Source organism: Marinomonas sp. ef1 (genome assembly GCF_002806845.1).
Taxonomy (GTDB): Bacteria; Pseudomonadota; Gammaproteobacteria; order Pseudomonadales; family Marinomonadaceae; genus Marinomonas; species Marinomonas polaris.
This window is the reverse complement of the sequence record NZ_NHTT01000001.1, coordinates 387,468-407,579: the sequence shown is the minus strand read 5'-3', so window position 1 is coordinate 407,579 and position 20,112 is coordinate 387,468. Positions and strand designations below refer to the sequence as shown.

8 protein-coding genes are annotated in these 20,112 nt (G+C 46.5%); 3 read left to right on the top strand and 5 right to left on the bottom strand.

Annotated features, from left to right (window positions below; genetic code table 11):
* Positions 1-122 precede the first annotated feature (122 nt).
* The 3 genes from dbpA to guaD all read left to right on the top strand — a co-directional run bounded on the left by dbpA (position 123) and on the right by guaD (position 3,254).
* Positions 123-1,505: an ATP-dependent RNA helicase DbpA gene (gene dbpA, locus CCS02_RS01765; RefSeq protein ID WP_100188157.1), complete on the top strand. Its 1,383-nt coding sequence runs from the start codon at positions 123-125 to the stop codon at positions 1,503-1,505.
* Positions 1,502-1,864, top strand: a complete 363-nt coding sequence (locus tag CCS02_RS01760; protein ID WP_100188158.1) for a hypothetical protein — start codon at positions 1,502-1,504, stop codon at positions 1,862-1,864. Before dbpA ends, CCS02_RS01760 begins: the two co-directional genes overlap by 4 nt.
* 88 nt (positions 1,865-1,952) lie before the next feature.
* Complete coding sequence (gene guaD, locus CCS02_RS01755) at positions 1,953-3,254, top strand: guanine deaminase (protein ID WP_100188159.1); 1,302 nt, start codon at positions 1,953-1,955, stop codon at positions 3,252-3,254.
* 314 nt (positions 3,255-3,568) lie between these two features.
* On the opposite strand, the gene CCS02_RS01750 is transcribed toward guaD, so the two are convergent.
* From CCS02_RS01750 to CCS02_RS01730, 5 genes are read right to left on the bottom strand one after another with little or no spacing between them, the layout of a single operon-like run.
* Positions 3,569-4,072, bottom strand: a complete 504-nt coding sequence (locus tag CCS02_RS01750; protein WP_100635480.1) for a hypothetical protein — start codon at positions 4,070-4,072, stop codon at positions 3,569-3,571.
* Between the two features lie 39 nt (positions 4,073-4,111).
* Positions 4,112-4,924: a hypothetical protein gene (locus CCS02_RS01745; RefSeq protein ID WP_100635479.1), complete on the bottom strand. Its 813-nt coding sequence runs from the start codon at positions 4,922-4,924 to the stop codon at positions 4,112-4,114.
* A 45-nt stretch (positions 4,925-4,969) separates the two neighbouring features.
* Positions 4,970-7,081: an HlyD family efflux transporter periplasmic adaptor subunit gene (locus tag CCS02_RS01740; RefSeq protein WP_100635477.1), complete on the bottom strand. Its 2,112-nt coding sequence runs from the start codon at positions 7,079-7,081 to the stop codon at positions 4,970-4,972.
* Positions 7,082-8,422 carry an efflux RND transporter periplasmic adaptor subunit gene (locus tag CCS02_RS01735; protein WP_100635475.1) on the bottom strand — a complete coding sequence of 447 codons (1,341 nt, stop codon included), beginning with the start codon at positions 8,420-8,422 and terminating at the stop codon, positions 7,082-7,084.
* A 3-nt stretch (positions 8,423-8,425) separates the two neighbouring features.
* Entirely contained in the window at positions 8,426-20,107 is an 11,682-nt protein-coding gene (locus tag CCS02_RS01730; protein WP_100635473.1) for a cadherin domain-containing protein, read from the bottom strand.
* Between the last annotated feature and the right edge of the window lie 5 nt (positions 20,108-20,112).

The following is a 20,112-nucleotide window of genomic DNA, read 5'->3' as shown; positions in this document are numbered from 1 at the left end:
TAACAACAACCCACTTTACCTAAAAACAATATAAGCGGCACGGAATAAATGGTTAAGAAAAGTATTCATGACGATTTTCTGGTATCCTGCCTCTATTATTGACTCAACTAGACAGGCCTTTTGTGACCACATTTCAACACGCTCTAAACAACCTTCTTCCAACTAAGCTAACCACTTTGCTTTCGGATATGGGGTTCACCACCTTCACCCCAATCCAAGAACAAAGTTTGCCACCTATGATTGAAGGCAAAGACATCCTTGCGCAGGCACAAACTGGTAGTGGTAAAACCCTAGCTTTTTCAATTGCTCTTTTACTCAAAATTAATCCGCGCTTTTTTGGCGTTCAAGCTCTCGTAATGTGTCCCACTCGTGAATTAGCAGATCAAGTCTCAAAAGAAATTCGTAAAGTGGCACGCTATCAAGACAACATTAAAGTACTGAGTTTATGTGGCGGTATGCCATTTGGTCCGCAGATAGGCTCTTTGGAACATGGTGCTCATATCGTTGTGGGTACGCCTGGCCGTCTAATGGAGCACCTTCGCAAAGGCACGCTTAAACTCAATGCACTAAACACGCTAGTATTAGATGAAGCTGACCGCATGTTGGATATGGGCTTCGTCGATAGCATCCGTGAAGTAGTTGACCTAACGCCAAGCAACCGCCAAACACTGCTTTTTTCAGCTACCTATGGCGATGGTATAGAAGCGATCAGCAAGGAATTTCAGAACACGCCAATTAGCATCAAGGTAGAAGCACAAGAAGATCTTAAACCTAATATAGAACAGTTTTTTGTTCGTAGCGAAAATAAAGACAAATGCGAAACCTTATTGGCGACATTGCAACATTTTGAACCTCGTCAAGCGATTGTATTTTGTAATACAAAAGCAGAATCACAAGTGGTCGCAGACTGGTTAGCTGAACACAAAGTTGCCGCTCAAGCCATTCATGGGGATCTAGAACAAAGACAACGCGATCAAGTACTCGTGCGTTTCAGCAACCAAAGTAGTTGTGTATTAGTGGCTACCGATGTGGCGGCTCGCGGAATTGATGTAAAAGAAATTGACCTCATTGTGAACTATGACACCACACGCGACACCGATGTCCATACACATCGTATTGGCCGAACTGGCCGCGCGGGTGCCGCAGGTATTGCAGTTAATCTTGTGACATCAAAAGACGATTATAAAGTTCGTGATATTGAAACACGCTTTAATATCACCGCGAATTTTATTGAACTTGAAGCGATTGATCCTCACTATCGCTTAATTCCGCAAAAAACCACCATCTCTTTTGATGCAGGCCGTAAAAACAAGCTTCGCCCAGGCGACATACTTGGTGCATTAACCGCTGGCCTTGGATTGGATAAATCACAAGTTGGCAAAATCGATATTTTTGATTTTCATGCTTACGTATCAGTCGACAACGAAGTTGCTAAAACCGTTGTCAAAGAGTTCGAAAACAAAAAGATCAAAGGCAAAAACATTCGAGCGCGCATTTTACGATGATCAAAAGGCTCACCTCACCGACAGCGCAAGCTGTCGGTTTTGTTTTAGGCGCACTTATTATCTGCCTAGCCACATTAACTCCTGCAGATATCCTTCCGTCAGTGCCTGGCACTGATAAAACGCATCATGTTATTGGCTTCGGTGGTTGGGCGCTTCTATGCGCGTTTGGCCCAATGAAACGCTTTCTCTTGCTGTCTATGTTTATAATATTTTTAGGCGGCGCAATTGAACTGATTCAGCCTTATGTAAACCGCTATGCGGAATGGTTAGATTTCTACGCTGATGCTTTCGGTGTCATTTTAGCCATCCTAGTAAGGCTAATAATTGGACTATTTCTTAAATCAAAATATAAGGTTTAATGAAAGTACGAAAAAGACCTGATAAAGTATAACCATTCGGTCAAACTTTATATTTAAAATCATTTTAGAAGACACACAAGAGAAACATATGAGCCATTTGAAAGCGTGGCGCTCCGCCATTGTTCACTGCATCGCAGATCCCAAAGACGTAGGCATTGATGCTGCATATGAATACTTTGAAGATGGCTTGCTAGTCATTCAAGACGATAAAATTTACGCCCTTGGTAACGCAGTCGATCTACTACCAACACTACCAGATAACACCCTAATTGAGCATCACCCTGATACCATTATCACACCAGGCTTTATCGATACTCACATCCATTACCCACAAACTGATATGATCGGCTCATACGGTGAACAACTATTAACTTGGTTAAATACCTATACCTTTCCTGAAGAAGGTAAATTTGGCGACAAAGCTCATGCTCGCAATGTGGCAGACCGCTTTCTGAAAGAACTTTTACGCAATGGCACGACCACCGCTTTGGTATTCGGCACGGTCCATAAAGTATCTGTCGAAGCTTTCTTCGAAGCCAGCGAAGTCCATAACTTACGCATGATTTGCGGCAAAGTAATGATGGATCGCAACGCGCCTGATTACCTCACAGATACACCAGAAAGCAGCTATCAAGAAAGCAAAGAGCTTATCGATACTTGGCACAATAAAGGCCGTTTGCATTACGCTATCACGCCTCGTTTCGCACCGACCAGTTCAGACGAGCAGTTACAATTAGCCGGTAAGCTGCTAAGCGAATACGATGATGTTTATATGCATACTCACTTATCTGAAAACAAAGATGAGTGTGCATGGGTAAAAGACCTATTCCCTGCAAGCACCAACTACTTAGACGTGTATGACCAGCACAAGCTGCTGAGCGAGCGCTCTGTATTTGCTCACGGCATCCACCTTTGTGATAGTGAATACCACCGATTACACGAAACCGGCTCAGCAATTTCTTTCTGCCCAACGTCTAACCTGTTTATCGGTAGCGGTTTATTCAAACTTAATAAGGCGGAAGAGCATAAGGTCAACGTTGGTCTTGGCACAGATGTGGGTGGCGGCACTAGCTTCTCCATGCTGCAAACCATGAACGAAGCCTACAAGGTGATTCAGCTGCAAAACGAGAACCTCAACCCAATCAAATCTCTGTATTTATCTACTTTAGGCGGCGCTAGAGCACTTAGACTAGAAGATAAAATAGGCAATTTAGCCGTTGGTAGCGAAGCAGATTTCGTCATTCTAGACAAAAAAGGTACGCCGTTATTAGAATCGCGCTTAGCGTTATCCAAAAATATCGAAGAAAGCCTATTCGTCTTCATGACCATTGGCGACGACCGCGCAATTCAAGCAACTTACTCCGCCGGCAAATGCGTTCACCAACGATAAAGCCGAAGCTCGCCTAGCAAAAAACCAAAACGGCCACTTTACTTACCTGTAAAAGTGGCCGTTTTTTTATATAATCGTCACAATTATTTTTCTATTTAGCACAAATGTTGAGCACAAATATTATGCACTCTCTTGCCACTGTCGCGCTTGGCGCCTTCGCTATTATTTTTTTCTGCGCTGCATTAATTGTTGGACTCATTGTCCTTAAAAAATACAAAGCAGAACAAATACGACTAAACAATCTTGCTAAAAAAAGAGCCGAAGAACAGAAGAAAAATCAAGATATATAATAGCAACCAAGAGCAGCAATAGCCCTAGGGATAAAGTCGAACAATGCCGCTTTTCCCTTCTATATCACCGAGAATCCAAACCTTTTCGAAAGAATGAGGAACAGGTATGGTAATAAGATGCTCAAGCGCTTTAATATCTGCTTGGCTCCACGCTGGGTGAGTATTTCGAATAACTAACCACACCCTTTTTGAATCGTATTGCTTACTAGACTTATTTTCTAAAATTTTATTCAAGGATCTCAGTAATCGCTCGTCAGCAGGCTCTTCTTTCAGTGACCGCAAAACATTACGCGTAATTGGGGTAAGATCTCGTCCAAGAATCTCCATAGCCTCTTCTTCTGATCCATAAAGATGAGCAATTTCTAAATCTAATCGTTCACCCTCCAACATACAGGATACATCGGGGCGAATTGGATCATTATGCCAAATGTGTCGAATATGCTTACCCGTATTACGCTCATAACAACGCATAAAAAGCTTAGCCGCCTGATGCTCAAGCTCTATTTTTTCTTTCTCACTGTTATGCATAACGCGTTCTCCATACAACAAGCAAAGCCTTAATCTACCCTAAAGACCTCTTGGTAACTCTAAAAAAGCCATGACAACACGATCACGAAAAATAGAATCAAGGTGATATTGTTTTACTCGATACTCCTCACAAAAGGCCAGAGAGTCTCCTTGTGTATGTATAAAACTATTGTGTTTCAACTGCGACAAGGCATTTTGCCACTTATTAACTATCGCTTCAGGGGGCGTAGAAAGATGAGACAAAATACTTTTTGCTGAAAAGAATTGGCTTTTCATCACCATAGACAACATGTCATCATTGGCCTCTCCCATCCAACTAACGCCTTTTTCATTAACATAAATAAGCGGCATAAAAGGCGCTAGTGCTGGACATATATCATTTCTATAGACTTCAACATTCCAGTAGGATCTAGCTATTTTGACGAATTGCTCGAAGCTTGCAATATTGTAAAATTGTGACTCGATAAGCGGAAGAACCTCTACTCTTGGTTTATTCGGATTCACCGTATCGTTTGAAACATCCAAATACCAATCACCTAATACCATGGCATTCTGAAAATATTCATCACGAAGAGAGCCCCATACTTTTTTAAGCACCGTTCCTTTAGATAACATATCGCGTATTAATACAAGCCCCGGATCTGTTGATTGTGGAAGCTTCTCCTGAAGCAACACAAACACCGCATCACGGATCTCTTTACAGCGCCCTAAAGGATAGGTTTTATCACCAAAATGCGGGTAACGAGGAACTAAATCTAAGTCGGCTAATAAACGTAAATTCGCTAAACTTTTTATTACGATATCAACCTTTTCAGCTGACCATGATGAATTAGTATCATTAAACTGCGTCATTAAACTGCCATTACTAAATACGTTAAAATAATCTCTAGGTTGCGACTAAAAGCCTGACTCTCTAATAAACACACCGTAGATACGTCGTAAACCATCTATCAGTAAACTATGGGGCTCAATAGCTAAGTTAACCTTACCAAATTGCTGCCGCATCAATGGTACTTCGCCAATCAATTTCAGCTGCACTTCATAAGTCGCCTCTTCAGGAATTAATTGATCTTCTAACTTCTGGGTCGCAATTGCACCACCATAAGTGGATCCAAGACCTGGATAATTGAGACTCTTAATGGCAGTAGGTAGCACTTTGTCTATGAGAAGTTGCGCAGACAATATCTCACCATCGTTACCAATAAAATCTACCTTACTACCTTCTTTCAATAGCGGCACGATACGCCCTTCAATATAGGCTTTGACCACTAAACTTTCATCATCATACAAGGTTGCTAAAGGAGATTGACCATTTACATAATCACCTTCTGTTAGCGATAACCATTCGCCAATATAACCATCGTAAGGTGCTTTGATCGCTAGTTTTTCTCGACGTTCAAGTAAAGATTGAAGGCGAGACTGCTCCCGTGACAATTGCGTTTGTAAAGTAAATACTGAGTCTAATTCGACTGCCCCAGAGCTCGCCCGTTGCCAACGAGTTTGCAACGCATCGAGCTTAATCTGCGTTAATCGAATTTGCTGCTCTACATCGGGTGATTCTAATAAAATCAGTAATTGTCCTCTTTTAACCTTTTCGTTTGGAGTCACTTGCCACGAAACAACTCGACTCGATTCACTAGGATAAAAAGTCTGATGTCGCTCAAAAGTAGCAACAGCAGGCGCACTTATTTGGCTTTTCCAAGGTAATACTAATGCAGCCAAAGCCAATAAAAAAAACAATAAAGTCATCACACTAGTACGGTTTAACGACATTTTTTCTCTCAGACTCACCCAAACCTTTATTTCTTTAACAATAGGAAGCAGTACAAACCAAATAATTTCCACCAAAAAAAGTACAATGCCTAATATCTTGAACGCAAAATAATAAACTAAGGCGGCGATACCCAAAAATAAAAAGAATCGATAAATCCATGTACTCCAAGCATAAGCGACCATCAGCAGACATTTCTTTCGATTAAGCGGTTCAGGAGGCAAAAAACCAAAACCAAATAATCGCTCACGCAAAAACCACTTACCCACTAAAAAAGATCGTGGCTGTAAATTCTCCATTCCTAAAAAATCGGATAATGCATAATAACCATCAAAGCGCATAAATGGGCTCGTGTTGATCAACAACGACGATATCCAACTGGTAGTGGCAATAAAAAACAACACACTCCTAAAGCCACCATCAGGAACGATCCCCCACAAAAAAGTAGCAACACAGGCGATATAAATTTCAATTTTCACCCCTGCCATCACAATACTCAAGCGCTGAAACCGCGACCTTAACCGCCAAGCATCCGTCGTATCTGTGTACAAAATCGGCGTCATCAATAAAAAAGCTATCCCCATTGAACTCACCCGACAGCCATAGCGCTTGGCAACGAAGGCATGGCCTAATTCATGGGCCGTTTTCACAAAAATCAATGCCGCAATGTAATAAAAAATAGCCGACATACTAAACAGATTCTGAAAAGTGTGGGTAAAGGTGTCCCACTGCTTCAACACTATCACCAAGCCTATACAGCCCAACACAAGCGCGACTCTATCCAAACGTAGTCTGAACAACTGTTTTATAAAAGGATAAAAACGCGTCAATAGTAAATCGGGACGAATAAGAGGGATTTTGATGAACAAATAGTTATGTAAAAGCCAAAGCAAAACATGTTTTTTTTGTTTAGCTGCCTCTCCGCGAAGGCGAGTTACATCATTTTCAGATTGAGCCTCTAAAAGATGGTTACCTTCCAAGAAGCGTAAAAAATATTCTAGTTCAACTTCTTCAACATCAATTCCTCGCGCCTCAATTCGAGAAAGTAATTCTACAGAGCTGCTTACATGACGCCATTCTCGAAATAAATAAAAAGCAGTACGAGACAAGTAAAAGAACTTATTACTGACTGGATCAAAAATTTGCCAGCGAGGCTCTCCATCTTCATCAGGTGGCGCCACTAATAAAGACAAGTTCTGACGTAATTTTGGCAGCTGTGCATTCAGGTCAATAGGCATCTAAATACCTAAATGTTGACGGACAAAGGTAATGGGGCGACGTAATAAATAATAAGCCAAAGAGACTTTTTCACCATACAGTTTTGCCGTACCACGCAAGCCAATACGAGGAGGAAGAGCTTCATGCTGAATGTCAGCCACAATACGATAAGCAATGACTTGATCAGGTGTCAAACTCGGCTCAAAAGAAGAATAATCCAAGCTAAAGGGGATAGGGTTTAGAGGATCAGTATCTAAGTAAAACGTGACATCATTACCATTTGTTAAAGAAATAGCATCGGCAACAGGGAGCATTATTTGCAACTGCACTTTCGATGGATCCGCTATGGATAAAATACGCTCTCCCACAACAACTGGGCGGCCCTTCCATTTTTCAGGATCATCCAGTATTGCAATACCTGACTTCTTCGCAAGAATCTGAGTTTGAGATAGCTTAGTTTTCAAATAATCGCGCTCAATAGTTTTCAACTCGACTTGAGATTCCAACTCAGCCAATTCAGATTTTTTCCTGCGATCCACATAACCAGCTTGTTCAGCAGTTCTTAGTTCCGCCTGAGTTCTTTCTAACTCTCGCTGGGCTACATCAAAAGCCCCTTGAAATTCAGTCCTATCCATTTGCACGAGAGGCTGATCAATGACAACTTGATCTCCAGGCTTTACTAACACCTCATGAACCGCACCAGCAATCGCCGAGGTAACCAAAAGAGATTCTTTTGCAATGATTTCTGCAGGTGCTAAAACTGTCAACCGAACTGGAACCAATCCAAGCAAAACGATGGCAATAAGGGCGCCAAGCCTCACTTTCTTAGAATTTAATCCACTTAACCATGCTCGCCAACCAGAACGTTGAGTAAACAGTTGCATTGCATGAGCGTAACTCGATGCTAGATGTTGCAAGAGCCCTATTTCTTTCTCTGTCCATGGTTCGGACTTAGCTAATAAAAGCACACCTACTCGTTGAGTAGGTTTAGCCGGTATAAGCAAAGGCAACCACAACATATAAGGCGGAGAGAACTCACTAAGATCATTGAGCAACTCAGCGGGCCAACTCTTAGTATCTATGGTATGTGCTTTAACACCTATCTTTGAAGCACTTACAAAAGCAGAAACTTGCTCAAGCCAAGCACTAAAGGGTGTAGATCGATCGACAAGAGAAAGATCACTCACCGCTTTTAATTTCAATTTTTCCAATTCATTACCAGACAAAAACATTGCTTGCTGGTAAGGCACCAAGGTTCGCGTCATATTCACCATAATAAAGCTCAGATCCGTCGAGGTTTCACAACGACGAACCTGCTGCTCTATTTGCAGTAACTGCGCAACTGATTGATCAATAGACATAAATTACGACGCTAACAACTTCATCAAATCATTTCCATATTCATCAAACTGTTCAGCCGCAATAGCTAATTGCTCATCTAATGGCACAAAGATAGCACCATTAGCTTGAGCAGCTGACTCTGTAAGTTCATTTTGAACAGGGGCTGGCAAATTCTCAAGATCAACTTCAATTTCTAAAACACGAATATTACCTTCTGCATCCGTAGCATTGATCTTAAGAGTAATCTTACCTTGCCCAGCCGGCGGAATCATAGTCACCTCGCCAGTCGATGGGTTTACTTCCACCCAACTTGGTAAACTCGAACCGTCCGACAAAGTAGCACTATAACTTGCAGCTGCTCCAGTATCAGCCAAGGAAATAGACACTCGATCAGTTTGAGTAATTAGGCTAGCAACAGTTAACCCAGTAACATTTGATGATTGGCCCGCGATTTCCGAGACTCGAACTTGACCATTAGCTCCGACATCAACAGACACTCGTGACTCAGAGACTATCGCTCCATTAGATGTATTTGCAGCATTACTATCTACAGGAACAACAGATTCAACCAACTGAGCATTATCAACACCCTCAGCTGCCTCTCCAGCAAAACCAGTAGCACCAGCTGAAGTTTCGATTATACCTGAAGGTAACACATCGACACCTTGACTAATTTCTGGTGCTGAAAACTCTGTATTATCGACTTCTTGTTGTGGTGAAGGGGGCGCGATTGCATTAGCCTCAACTGGCGGAGTTACTGGCGATGGTCTCAAAGTCAAAGTTACAGGAACCTTAACCTGAGCACCATTAGGATCAGTTGCTACGACTTGCAGCGTATTTACACCCTCAAAGCCACCTGTAGGCGTCCCTGAAATAGTATGTGTTAGCGCATTAAACAACATCCCCGTTGGTAAATTTTCAACTCTCCAAACCAGTTTACTCGTTTCTCCATTATCCAAATCGGTGAACAAATCAGAAGGTAAAATCACTGGGTTAAACACTTGACTAGACGTTCCTGTCATTGCCACCACAATACCAGACGCAATTGGAGCATCATTCGCCCCAGTGATGTTGAATACAGCACTAGTGCTCTTAGTCGCATTGCCATCCGTAACTTGAATCGTAAAACTATCAGTAACGGACTGCCCAACCACCAAAGATTGAGTGTCACTATCATTGTTGTTCAGGACATAGCTCACTAAATCAGTCGATACAGTTAATGTCGCTGTACCATAAGTGCCGATTCTTGAGTAAGTAGCGCCATTATCTAAAGTAGTCCAGCCATTATTAGTTAAATACGTAGAGTCATAACTAACGCTACCAACCGTATCAACATCTCCTTTAGTGAGGGCAATAGAGGAACTATTAGTACCAGCTGCAGCATTATTCACTCCACCTGCTTCCACTAGGAAAGCCGTTTCTGCCCCCGCACTCACCGTTGGTGTGTTGTCGTTCAGGTCATTGACACTCACGATCACCGCTTGCGTGGTACTCAAACTACCAGAATTGAAGTTGCCGGCACCGTTGTCAGTTGCCATAACATTAAAGCTGTAGCTGGTTTGAGTTTCATAATCCGCTGAGGCTTTCAGTGTCACCTCACCAGACACCGCATCAATATTCAATTTATCCGAGTCAGTGCCAGTCAAGCTGTAACGCAGAGTATTGTTCGTAGCGGTGCCATCTGCATCGGTACCTGTGACCGTATAAATCACGGTCAAGGTATCGGCATTTTCATCCACACTGCCTGTCGCACCCGACGTAATCACCGGCGTATTGTCGTTCAGGTCATTGACGCTCACCGTCACGGCTTGCGGGGTACTCAGACTGCCTGAATTGAAGTTGCCGGCACCGTTGTCGGTTGCCACAACATTGAAGCTATAGCTGGTTTGAGCTTCGTAATCCGCTGAGGCTTTCAGTGTCACCACACCAGTGGTCGTATCGATGATTAACTTATCAGCATCATCTCCAGACAAACTGTAGCGCAGCGTATTATTCGTCGCGGTACCATCTGCATCGGTACCTGTGGCCGTATAAATCACGGTCGAGGTATCGGCATTTTCATCAACGCTGCCTGTCGCACCAGAGGTAATCACAGGAGCATTGTCGTTGAGATCATTCACGCTGACGGTAACCGCTTGCGTGTCCGTCAGATTGCCTGTGCCATTGTCCGTCGCCACGACACTGAAACTGTAGCTGGCTTTGGTTTCATAATCCGCTGAGGCTTTTAGCGTCACCTCACCAGTGGTCGCATCGATGATTAACTTATCAGCATCATCTCCAGACAAACTGTAGCGCAAGGTATTATTCGTCGCGGTGCCGTCCGCATCGGTTGCTGTTGCCGTGTAGATTACCGTACTGGTGTCAGCATTCTCATTGACACTGCCCGTCGCACCGGAAGTCATCACAGGTGTGTTATCGTTCAAGTCATTGATGCTCACCGTCACGGCTTGCGTGGTACTCAAACTACCAGAGTTGAAATTACCGGCGCCGTTATCGGTTGCCACAACATTAAAGCTGTAGATGGTTTGAGTTTCATAATCCGCTGAGGCTTTCAGTGTCACCTCACCAGTGGTCGTATCGATGATTAACTTATCAGCATCATCTCCAGACAAACTGTAGCGCAGCGTATTATTCATCACGGTACCATCAGCATCGGTACCTGTGGCCGTGTAAATCACCGTATTGGTAACAGCGTTTTCGTCCACATTGCCAGTCGCACCAGAGGTAATCACAGGGGCATTGTCGTTGAGATCATTCACGCTGACGGTAACCACTTGCGTGTCCGTCAGATTGCCTGTGCCATTGTCCGTCGCCACGACACTGAAACTGTAGCTGGCTTTGGTTTCATAATCCGCTGAGGCTTTTAGCGTCACCACACCCGTACTGCTGTCAATATCAAACGCCGCGGCATCCGTACCCGTTAAGCTAAAGCTAATTGTCTTATTGGCATTTGTACCATCCGCGTCTGTCGCGGTCGCGGTGTAAACCACCGTACTGAGATCAGCATTTTCATCCACACTTGCCGTCGCACCTGACGTAACCACCGGCGTATTGTCGTTCAAGTCATTGACGCTGACGGTCACCGCTTGCGTGGTACTCAAACTACCAGAATTGAAGTTGCCGGCACCGTTGTCGGTTGCCACAACATTAAAGCTGTAGCTGGTTTGAGTTTCATAATCCGCTGAGGCTTTCAACGTCACTTCGCCCGTTGTCGCATTGATGTTTAACTTATCCGCATCGTCGCCTGACAAACTATACACCAAGGTACTGTTCGCTGCCGTGCCGTCTGCATCGGTACCTGTGGCCGTGTAAATCACGGTCGAAGTATCCGCATTTTCATTGACGCTGCCACTCGCACTTGAGGTAATCACTGGCGTATTGTCGTTCAAGTCATTCACACTCACGACAATCGCTTTGCTGACACTCAAGCTGCCAGAATTAAAGTTACCCGCACCATTGTCCGTAGCGATAACGTTAAAACTGTAGCTGGACTTGGTTTCGTAATCCGCAGCGGCTTTAAGCGTCACCACACCCGTGGTCGTATCGATGGTTAAATGGTCGGCATCGTCGCCAGACAGACTATAACGCAAGGTGTTGTTCGCTGCCGTGCCGTCTGCATCGGTACCTGTAGCCGTATAAATTACGGTCGAGGTATCGGCATTTTCATTGACACTGCCACTCGCACTTGAGGTAATCACCGGCGTATTGTCGTTCAAGTCATTGACACTCACCGTGATGGCTTTGGTATCTGTCAGATTTCCCGTACCATTATCGGTCACCACCACGTTGAAACTGTAGGTGTTTTTGCTTTCGTAGTTGGCAGAACTTTTCAGTGTTACCACGCCCGTGCTGGAATCAATAGTCAACAAGGCCACATCATCGCCCGTAAGGCTGTAACTCAAGGCATTGTTATCCGCATCCGTTGCGGCCGCGGTGTAAATCACCGTCGCCACATCTGCATTTTCATTCACACTACCGGTGGCTCCGGACGTGATTACAGGGGCTTCATTCGCAGGTGCCCTCAACATGAAATCATTGCCACCTGTGGTGGCTGCGACGTCACTTGCTGCGTAATACCCAGTTAAGACAGTGGCGTTACCACCTGCCGTCAAGGTTCCAGCTTCGGCAAGACCTGTAAAGGTTCCAGTGATGGCATCTGCACTGTCATTGGTGATAATACGATACGTGTCACCATTGCCGGGCGTATAGTTGTGGTTCACCGTCAACGCTCCTGCCAATGAAACCGAACCTCGAACATCCACCACATCATACAAGCTACCCGCAGTCGTCCCTGCAATGTCCACTCTTAACGTACTACCTGACTGAAGATCAAGGTTACCATTGATCGTCATAAAACCGACGCTACTTGTGAGACCAGGAGACAAGGTACCACCACTTTGCACTGTTACAGTATTAGAGGAATTCGCCGCAAAAATAGTACCGGTGTTTCCATTTCCAGACGCGCCTAAAGTCGCACCAGAAGAAACAGTCACACTCGATGTACCATTCAATGCACCTGTTACCAGTAACGTACCTGCCGACACATTCGTCGCGCCTGTATAGGTGTTTGTACCAGACAAAGTGACCGTTCCTGTTCCATCTTTTGTCAACGTATAGCCATTATTCCCATCTGATATAACACCAGCTAACACCAAGGTGTAGGCGCTGGAAGACGCTTTGACCGTGGCATCGCCTGACAAGGTTACCGCGCCGGTAAGAGTCGCCGTACCTGAGGAGCGCATGACTAGCGCACCATTTGATAAAGAACCGGTGCCAGCAATCGTCAGATTTTCGGCGATACTAACTCCATTCGCAAAACTCAACGTACCGCCGGAATTGACCGTTGTGCCGCTCTCTGTGGTACCCAACGCCGTATTGGTGCCAGCTGTGACCAAACCAGCATTGATAACCGTTGCCCCAGTATAAGTATTGTTACCCGTCAAGTGCAGGGAGGCAGAGCCTGATTTAGTGATGCCATAATCGCCGCTGACCACACCACTGATGGTCAAGTTAGTATTGACGCCTAGGTTGAACGTTGCATCCGACGTCAGAGCAAGGTTGCCCGACAGGGTCGCTGTTTTACCTGAGGCAGGTAGCAGCACGCCACCAGCACCTAAGGTGACCGCATTGTCTAAATTAACACTATTACCTAGCTCCAAAGTCCCGCCAGTGACATTTAAAGCACCTGACGACAACACATTATCATCGCTAACGGCAAGGGTTCCCGCCGATACATTGATGCCGCCACTCCATGCTGCCTCATTACCTGTGTTGGACAAAGTCAGGATGCCACTAGCCAACTTAGTCAACGTGCCAGTACCAGACACTAAACCAGATAAAGTGACAGCGTTCGCGTTGCTCACTGTGCCGCCATTGTTGCCAAGACTGATCGCGTTGTCGATGGTGACATTGCTTCCAATAACCGACAAGGTACCGCCATTCATGGCCAGACTGCCTGCGCCCAGATTACCATCGCCACCAATCGCCAAGGTGCCACCAGTAATCGTGGTGGTACCGGTGTAACTGTTGCTACCTGATAACGTCAAGGTGCCATTACTTTGTTTCGTCAAACTGCCACTACCAGAAATCCCCCCCGCCAGAGTTGTATTCAATGAGGCGCTGAGAACCGCGGAACCGTTCAGGACGATGGCATTGTCGATCGTACCGCCATTATTAGCGATGGACCAGAGGGTGCCATCTTCCAGTATCACCGCGTCAGAGCCTAGATTGGCATCCAGCCCGGCCGACAAACTACCAGCTCCGATAGTCAAGGTGGTGAAGCTCTGCGAATTGCCACCAAGCGATAACATACCTGTGCCAGCCTTGGTCAAGCCATAGGTGCCAGCGATATTATTAGAAAGAGATAAAATAGTGTCTGCATCCGAAGCCGCCACTGTTGTTGCAGCACCAAGCGTGATGGCGCCTGATGCAGTGACAGTGCCGTTGCCCGATGCGACCAAGGCACCAGCGCCATTGACACCAGTTCCACTGAGAGTCAATGCATCGGCAATACTAATTCCAGCAGTCGCTTGCAGTGTGGCTCCAGACTCTACTACCGTGCCGCCCGCTGTCGTGCCAAGAGCGGCGCTATTGTCAACCACTAAGGTACCCGCGGAGACAGTGGTTGTTCCAGTATATGCATTGCTGCCTGACAGGGTCAAAGTACCTGTACCAATCTTGGTCAAGCCGCCACCATTACCACCATCCTCGATCACACCAGAGAATATGGTATCGGTATTATTGCCGCCCGTCGTCAGGCTGCCGCCATTCAGTGTCAGAGCGCCAGCCCCTGCCACACTACCAACGGCTTCGTCATTGTCACGCAGCTCTAATTCTGCACCGCTACTGATAGTCACCGCACTGCTATCAGCAATAGCTGAACCACCTTGCAATAAGAGCTTACCTGCAGAGACGGTAGTCGCGCCAGTGTAGGTATTCGCTCCTGATAAGGCCAGTGTTCCTGAACCTACTTTAGTGATACCGCTGGTGTTCGTTGAGGAAATCACACCAGAGAAAACGGTATTGCTGGCATTCCCCACTGTTAGTCCATAGGTCAACGCGACTGCACCCGATCCTGACAAGGATCCTATGGTCTCGTTACCACCGGCCAGACTCAAAGTCGCACCGCTACTGACTGTCACAGCACTGTCATCGCCAATAGAGCTGCCACCTGAAACCGCCAGCGTACCGGCAGAAACCGTCACGGCACCAGTATGGGTATTGCTTCCTGATAATGTCAGTGTTCCGCTACCTACTTTGGTTAAGTCAAAATCACCGCTGATGACACCACTCAACGTCAGACTATCACCTGTGTTAAAGGCACCGATCAGACTGTCAGCGGCCAGAGTAATATCACCGGTCACTGTCGCTGAACCCGTCCCTTCATTGATTTTTAAAGCGCCATAAGAAGAATCGATACCGACACCGCTAATAGTAAGGTTTTCTGCCAATGTTAAGCCGTTACCAACGCGCAAAGTGGTACCACTAGCGACTGTTGTAGAACCTGTGGTGTTACCCAAGGCATTATTGTGAGCGGCAATAATCACCCCCTGATTCAGGGTAATATTACCGGAATAGTCAGCATTATTACCGGATAAGGTAAGCACGCCTGCACCCGATTTCGTCAACGCACCAGCGCCAGAAATCACACCTGATAAAGTGACAGCATTCGTGTTATTCACTGTGCCGCCGCTACTGCCGATTGCAATAGCATTATCGATGGTAGTAGCACCTGTGATATTAAGAACCGCACCGGCTCCGTTAAGGGTAAGGGTGCCAGTACCCAAACTAGCCTCACTGGCGATAGACAAACTGTTGCTATTCGTACTGATATTACCGCCACTAATCGTGGTGTTGGTGTGAGTATTGGTACCGGATAGAATCACCGCTCCGGTTCCCGAAGTGCCCGCTATCGTCAAACTACCATTGCTCAGTACGCCACTAAAAGTAAGATCGCGACTGATCGTATTATCGATAATGCGATCCACTCCGCCCAAATCGACGCCACCACTGAACGTCAGAGCGTTGGAACCTGAGAATGTCAGAGTGCTGCCTAGCACCAAATCATTGCTGATGGTGCGGCTGGCAAGGCCAGCCCGCACCTTTCCACCTTCAATGGTTAACGTGCCGCTACCAATGGCATTATCATGATTAAATTGCAATATGCCGTTATTTAACGTGGTGCCGCCGGTATAGGTGTTGTCGCCAGACAAGGTTAATGTGCTACCCGCGTTGGTGCTACTAACTGTCAAGCCACCTGAGCCGCTTATCACTCCCGATAGAGATATGACGCCAGCACTCATATTCAACGTACCGCCGTTGCTGCCAATACTGACTGCGAACGCTTTGTTGATACCAATACTACTGAGTGTTGATAGCGTTCCACCATTCAACGTCAAGCCTGAGGTTGCATTGATACCCGTGGTATTCGTTTTTAACGTGCCATCCGTAACGCTGGTTGCTCCGCTATAGGTGTTGGTTGCACTCAAGGTTAAAACGCCTGCGCCTGCTTTCGTCAAGGCTCCCGTACCGGAGACAATGCTCGATAAAGTGGCGGCGACGCCAGTACCAACATTGACAACGCCTCCGTTAGACAATATAGAAATGGCATTATCAATATTCGCGCCATCGCCCGTCACGGATAACGTACCTGAATTTAATGTCAACGCACCAGAACCCAGGTTCGAATCCCCCTCAATGGACAAGCCTCCACCCAAAACGGCAATATCACCAGAGAAGGTATTGCTGCCCGTCAGGGTAAAAGTACCTGTGCCAACCTTGGTCAAGCCGCCACCATTGCCACCATCCTGGATCACACCAGAGAATGTGGTATTGCTATTATTGCCGCCTGTCGTCAGGCTGACTCCATTGAGGGTCAGACTGCCCGCACCGGCCAGACTACCCAGAGTTTCACCAGAGCGAAGCTCTAATTCTGCACCGCTACTGATAGTCACCGCACCGCTATCCGCAATCGCACTACCGCCAGTGACGATCAACGTACCTGCCGAGACCGTCGTTGTACCCGTATAGGTATTTAGGCCACTTAAGGTAAGCGTACCCGCACCGACTTTGGTGATACCGCTGGTAGTCGTAGAAGATATGGCACCTGAGAACTCGGTGCTGCTGGCATTGCCCACTGTTAACCCGTAGGTCAGCGCGACTGCACCCGATCCTGACAAGGATCCTATGGTCTCGTTACCACCGGTCAGACTCAAAGTAGCACCACTGTTGACGGTTACCGCACTGTCATCGCCAATAGAACTGCCGCCTGAAACCGCCAGCGTACCGTCAAAAACCGTCACCGCACCGCTATGAGTATTAATCCCTGACCAAGTCATCGTACCCGCACCGGCTTTGGTTAACGCTCCCAAACCCGAGATTTGCCCAGACAGAGTTACGTCTGTGCTGTTTGAAATGGTTGCATCTGCATATTCGTTGACAACGATATTGTTATTGATGGCTGTCGCACCAGAGAGCGCAAGCGTGCCACCTGCTAAGGTCACAGTACCATAACCTAAGCTTCCCCCTGTCGATGTGGCATTAAGCGTACCATTATAGATTTGTACCCCCCCCTCAAAGGCATCATTGTTTTCGGACAGGGTCATGCTGCCTCCGCCTGCTTTCGTCAGCAGCCCATCACCGGAAACCTGATTGGACAGGGTGAGGTGTCCACTACCAGTCTGGTTGAAAGTAGCGCCGCCTTCCTGGATTGCAAATGTGTTGTCGACAGTAAGTATGTTGCCAACAGTAGCCAAAGTAATGCCGCCGCTCAAAGTTACGCCATCAGTACCAAGGTTAGTTTCGGCACTGATCTGTAGTCTGCCATCCGAGGCCACAATAGTGTTAAGGCCTGTACCAGTATCACCACCCGTTGCTGTATTATTGGTGCCAACTAGGGTCAGTATGCCTGCCCCTGTTTTAGTCAACGACGATTCAACGACACCATTATCGGTTAAGCTGGCAGAGAGGGTAAGATTGTTAGACGCAGCATTATTAATCGTCAAACCACCATTTAACATCAAATCACTACCACTGATAGTAAAACTGGTGCCGTTAGCGAGTTGGAAAACGGTGCCATCTGCTACAGTAACTTGGGAATCCAACGAAATATTATAAAAGTTCCCCCAACTAGCAGTATCGAAGGCGATGGTCTTACCGCCAGCCGCTGCCAAACCTAGCGCTTCACGCAACGACAAACCACCGCCATCCGCCAACTCAGCGGCGTAACTATTGCCATTATAAACGTCCGCAGCGTCTTCTGAGGTGTCATTGGCTGTGGTCACCACCAGGGTGTCTGTCACCGTAATGGTTATCTCTTGAGTAGCAGCAAGCCCCTCTGCATCCGTTGCGACAACGGTCACAATATAAGTGCCTGCCGTCAAGCCGGAAGGTGTGGTAGCTCGCAGTGCATTGGTTGCCGTTAAGGTATTCGCAGCAGTGGCAAAGTTAAACAATGAACCATCATTGGCCTGAGAGGCACTGTCCAAGCTAATAGATTGAATACTGTACTGCCACGTACTGTCATCGACATCGGTGGCCCCGACAGTGGCAACCACAGCATTTGCACTGTCAAAGGTGCTTACGGTGCCAGTCGTCGGTGATACAGCCGTCGGCGCATCGTTAACCGCCGTAATATCAATATTCACGGTGGAGATACTAGAATCTACCGTGCCATCATTAGCTTTAATGCTTAACGTTGCCGCATTGTCACCACTGGCGTTGCTCGCACCTGTATACTGGACATTTGACGTGGTATCTAAATAACTATTAATGTCCGAAGCGGTGCCAGCGAGAGTCAGTATGCCTGTGCCGGAACCGCTTACAGTTACACTGCCACCTGATGAAGCGGCTAAGGTGCCAGCCGATGCGGTCAGGGTGACTGTAAGATTATCACCATCGCTGTCGGCAAAGGCCACACCAGACAAATCCACATTGGAAGCGGTATCTTCAGTGACGGTAATGTCCGCAGGTGCGCCAGTGATGGTAGGGGCGTTATTGGCAGGAGCTGCATCAGCCTGTACCACCTGGAAAATCAAATCATTACTGCCAACCACCGAGCCGTCATAAACAATCGAACCACCCGCGTATTGTTCGTCCGTATACAGCAAGCCAATCGCCGCCGCAGGAGAAAAATTAAAAGTATAAACTGAACCACTTGTCAGATTAACCGTCGTCGACAAGGTAACTGTGGCATAGGTGTAATTGGTGGGATACGTTGTTATGGTGTCGCCGAATGAGGCACCCGTCTGCGTTGCGAGAACCGTACCACCAGTTCCACTTCCGGAATACACCGTCAAGGTCCAATCAGAACCACTGTCAATATTATTACTAGCAACATGAATTTCCTTCAAAACACCCGTTTTTGTCGCCGTAAAAGTCTGCCCAAGCGCCGCGTCGCCCGATGATTGCGCAACACCGGAGGCGCCATTGGTCCCAATTGTTTCATCAGCCAGCACACTGGAATAGCTTTCTTTAGAAAAAACAACGGATTCGATGCTCCCAGCCGACTTTTCAAGCACCCAATCCCCGCCTTTAACCGCTGCACCAGTCAAATCATCCGACGCAGCCACATCCGCTTGGGTGGCTTGTGCTAAAGCAGTAATAAATTCTTGCCCTTCTCCGCTGGCGACTTCACAACCGTAAAGCAGCAAATCACCGTCTTCATTTAATGCCGCGCCCAGTTGGGCTAAATCAGCAGAACGGGTATTGACGGTAATATTATCTAGACTAAATCCCCCTAGGTTAACTTGACCTTCGGCACCATGACTGATGATATGGATAGCATCATAGTCACTGTTGCTCTCGGCCCATAACGCCATTTGCGCGAGGCCATCTTGAGTGGAGTCCAATAAGACAACTTCTATACCCGCACCAATACCGTCTATTAGGGTCTGGTAATCCGCCACGTTGTCTTCAATAAAGACCACTTCTTTTTTGCCATTATTCAAGGTGGGATCAGCGGCTCTCACTTCAGTGGGAGCCATCACGACAGAAGCATCGGTATCTTGCTGACTTACGTCGGTTTGAGACGCATCATGAAGCTGAGAATCGGTCAGCACATCTATCGCGGTGGCAACCGCAGCACCATCCAACAACAAACGCGGCTCTAAAGCAGTAATCAGCGGCTTACGCGCCTGTTTTTTATTGCCTAGAGAGTAATGACCTGACGCTTTTTTGCCTGATTTGTTGGAATATTGCTTTTTCATGATCA

Coding starts and splice junctions, on each gene's coding strand:
- CCS02_RS01760 (WP_100188158.1), top strand. CDS start 1,502: ATGATCAAAAGGCTCACCTCACCGACAGCGCAAGCTGTCGGTTTTGTT.
- guaD (WP_100188159.1), top strand. CDS start 1,953: ATGAGCCATTTGAAAGCGTGGCGCTCCGCCATTGTTCACTGCATCGCA.
- CCS02_RS01750 (WP_100635480.1), bottom strand. CDS start 4,072: ATGCATAACAGTGAGAAAGAAAAAATAGAGCTTGAGCATCAGGCGGCT.
- CCS02_RS01745 (WP_100635479.1), bottom strand. CDS start 4,924: ATGACGCAGTTTAATGATACTAATTCATCATGGTCAGCTGAAAAGGTT.
- CCS02_RS01740 (WP_100635477.1), bottom strand. CDS start 7,081: ATGCCTATTGACCTGAATGCACAGCTGCCAAAATTACGTCAGAACTTG.
- CCS02_RS01735 (WP_100635475.1), bottom strand. CDS start 8,422: ATGTCTATTGATCAATCAGTTGCGCAGTTACTGCAAATAGAGCAGCAG.
- CCS02_RS01730 (WP_100635473.1), bottom strand. CDS start 20,107: ATGAAAAAGCAATATTCCAACAAATCAGGCAAAAAAGCGTCAGGTCAT.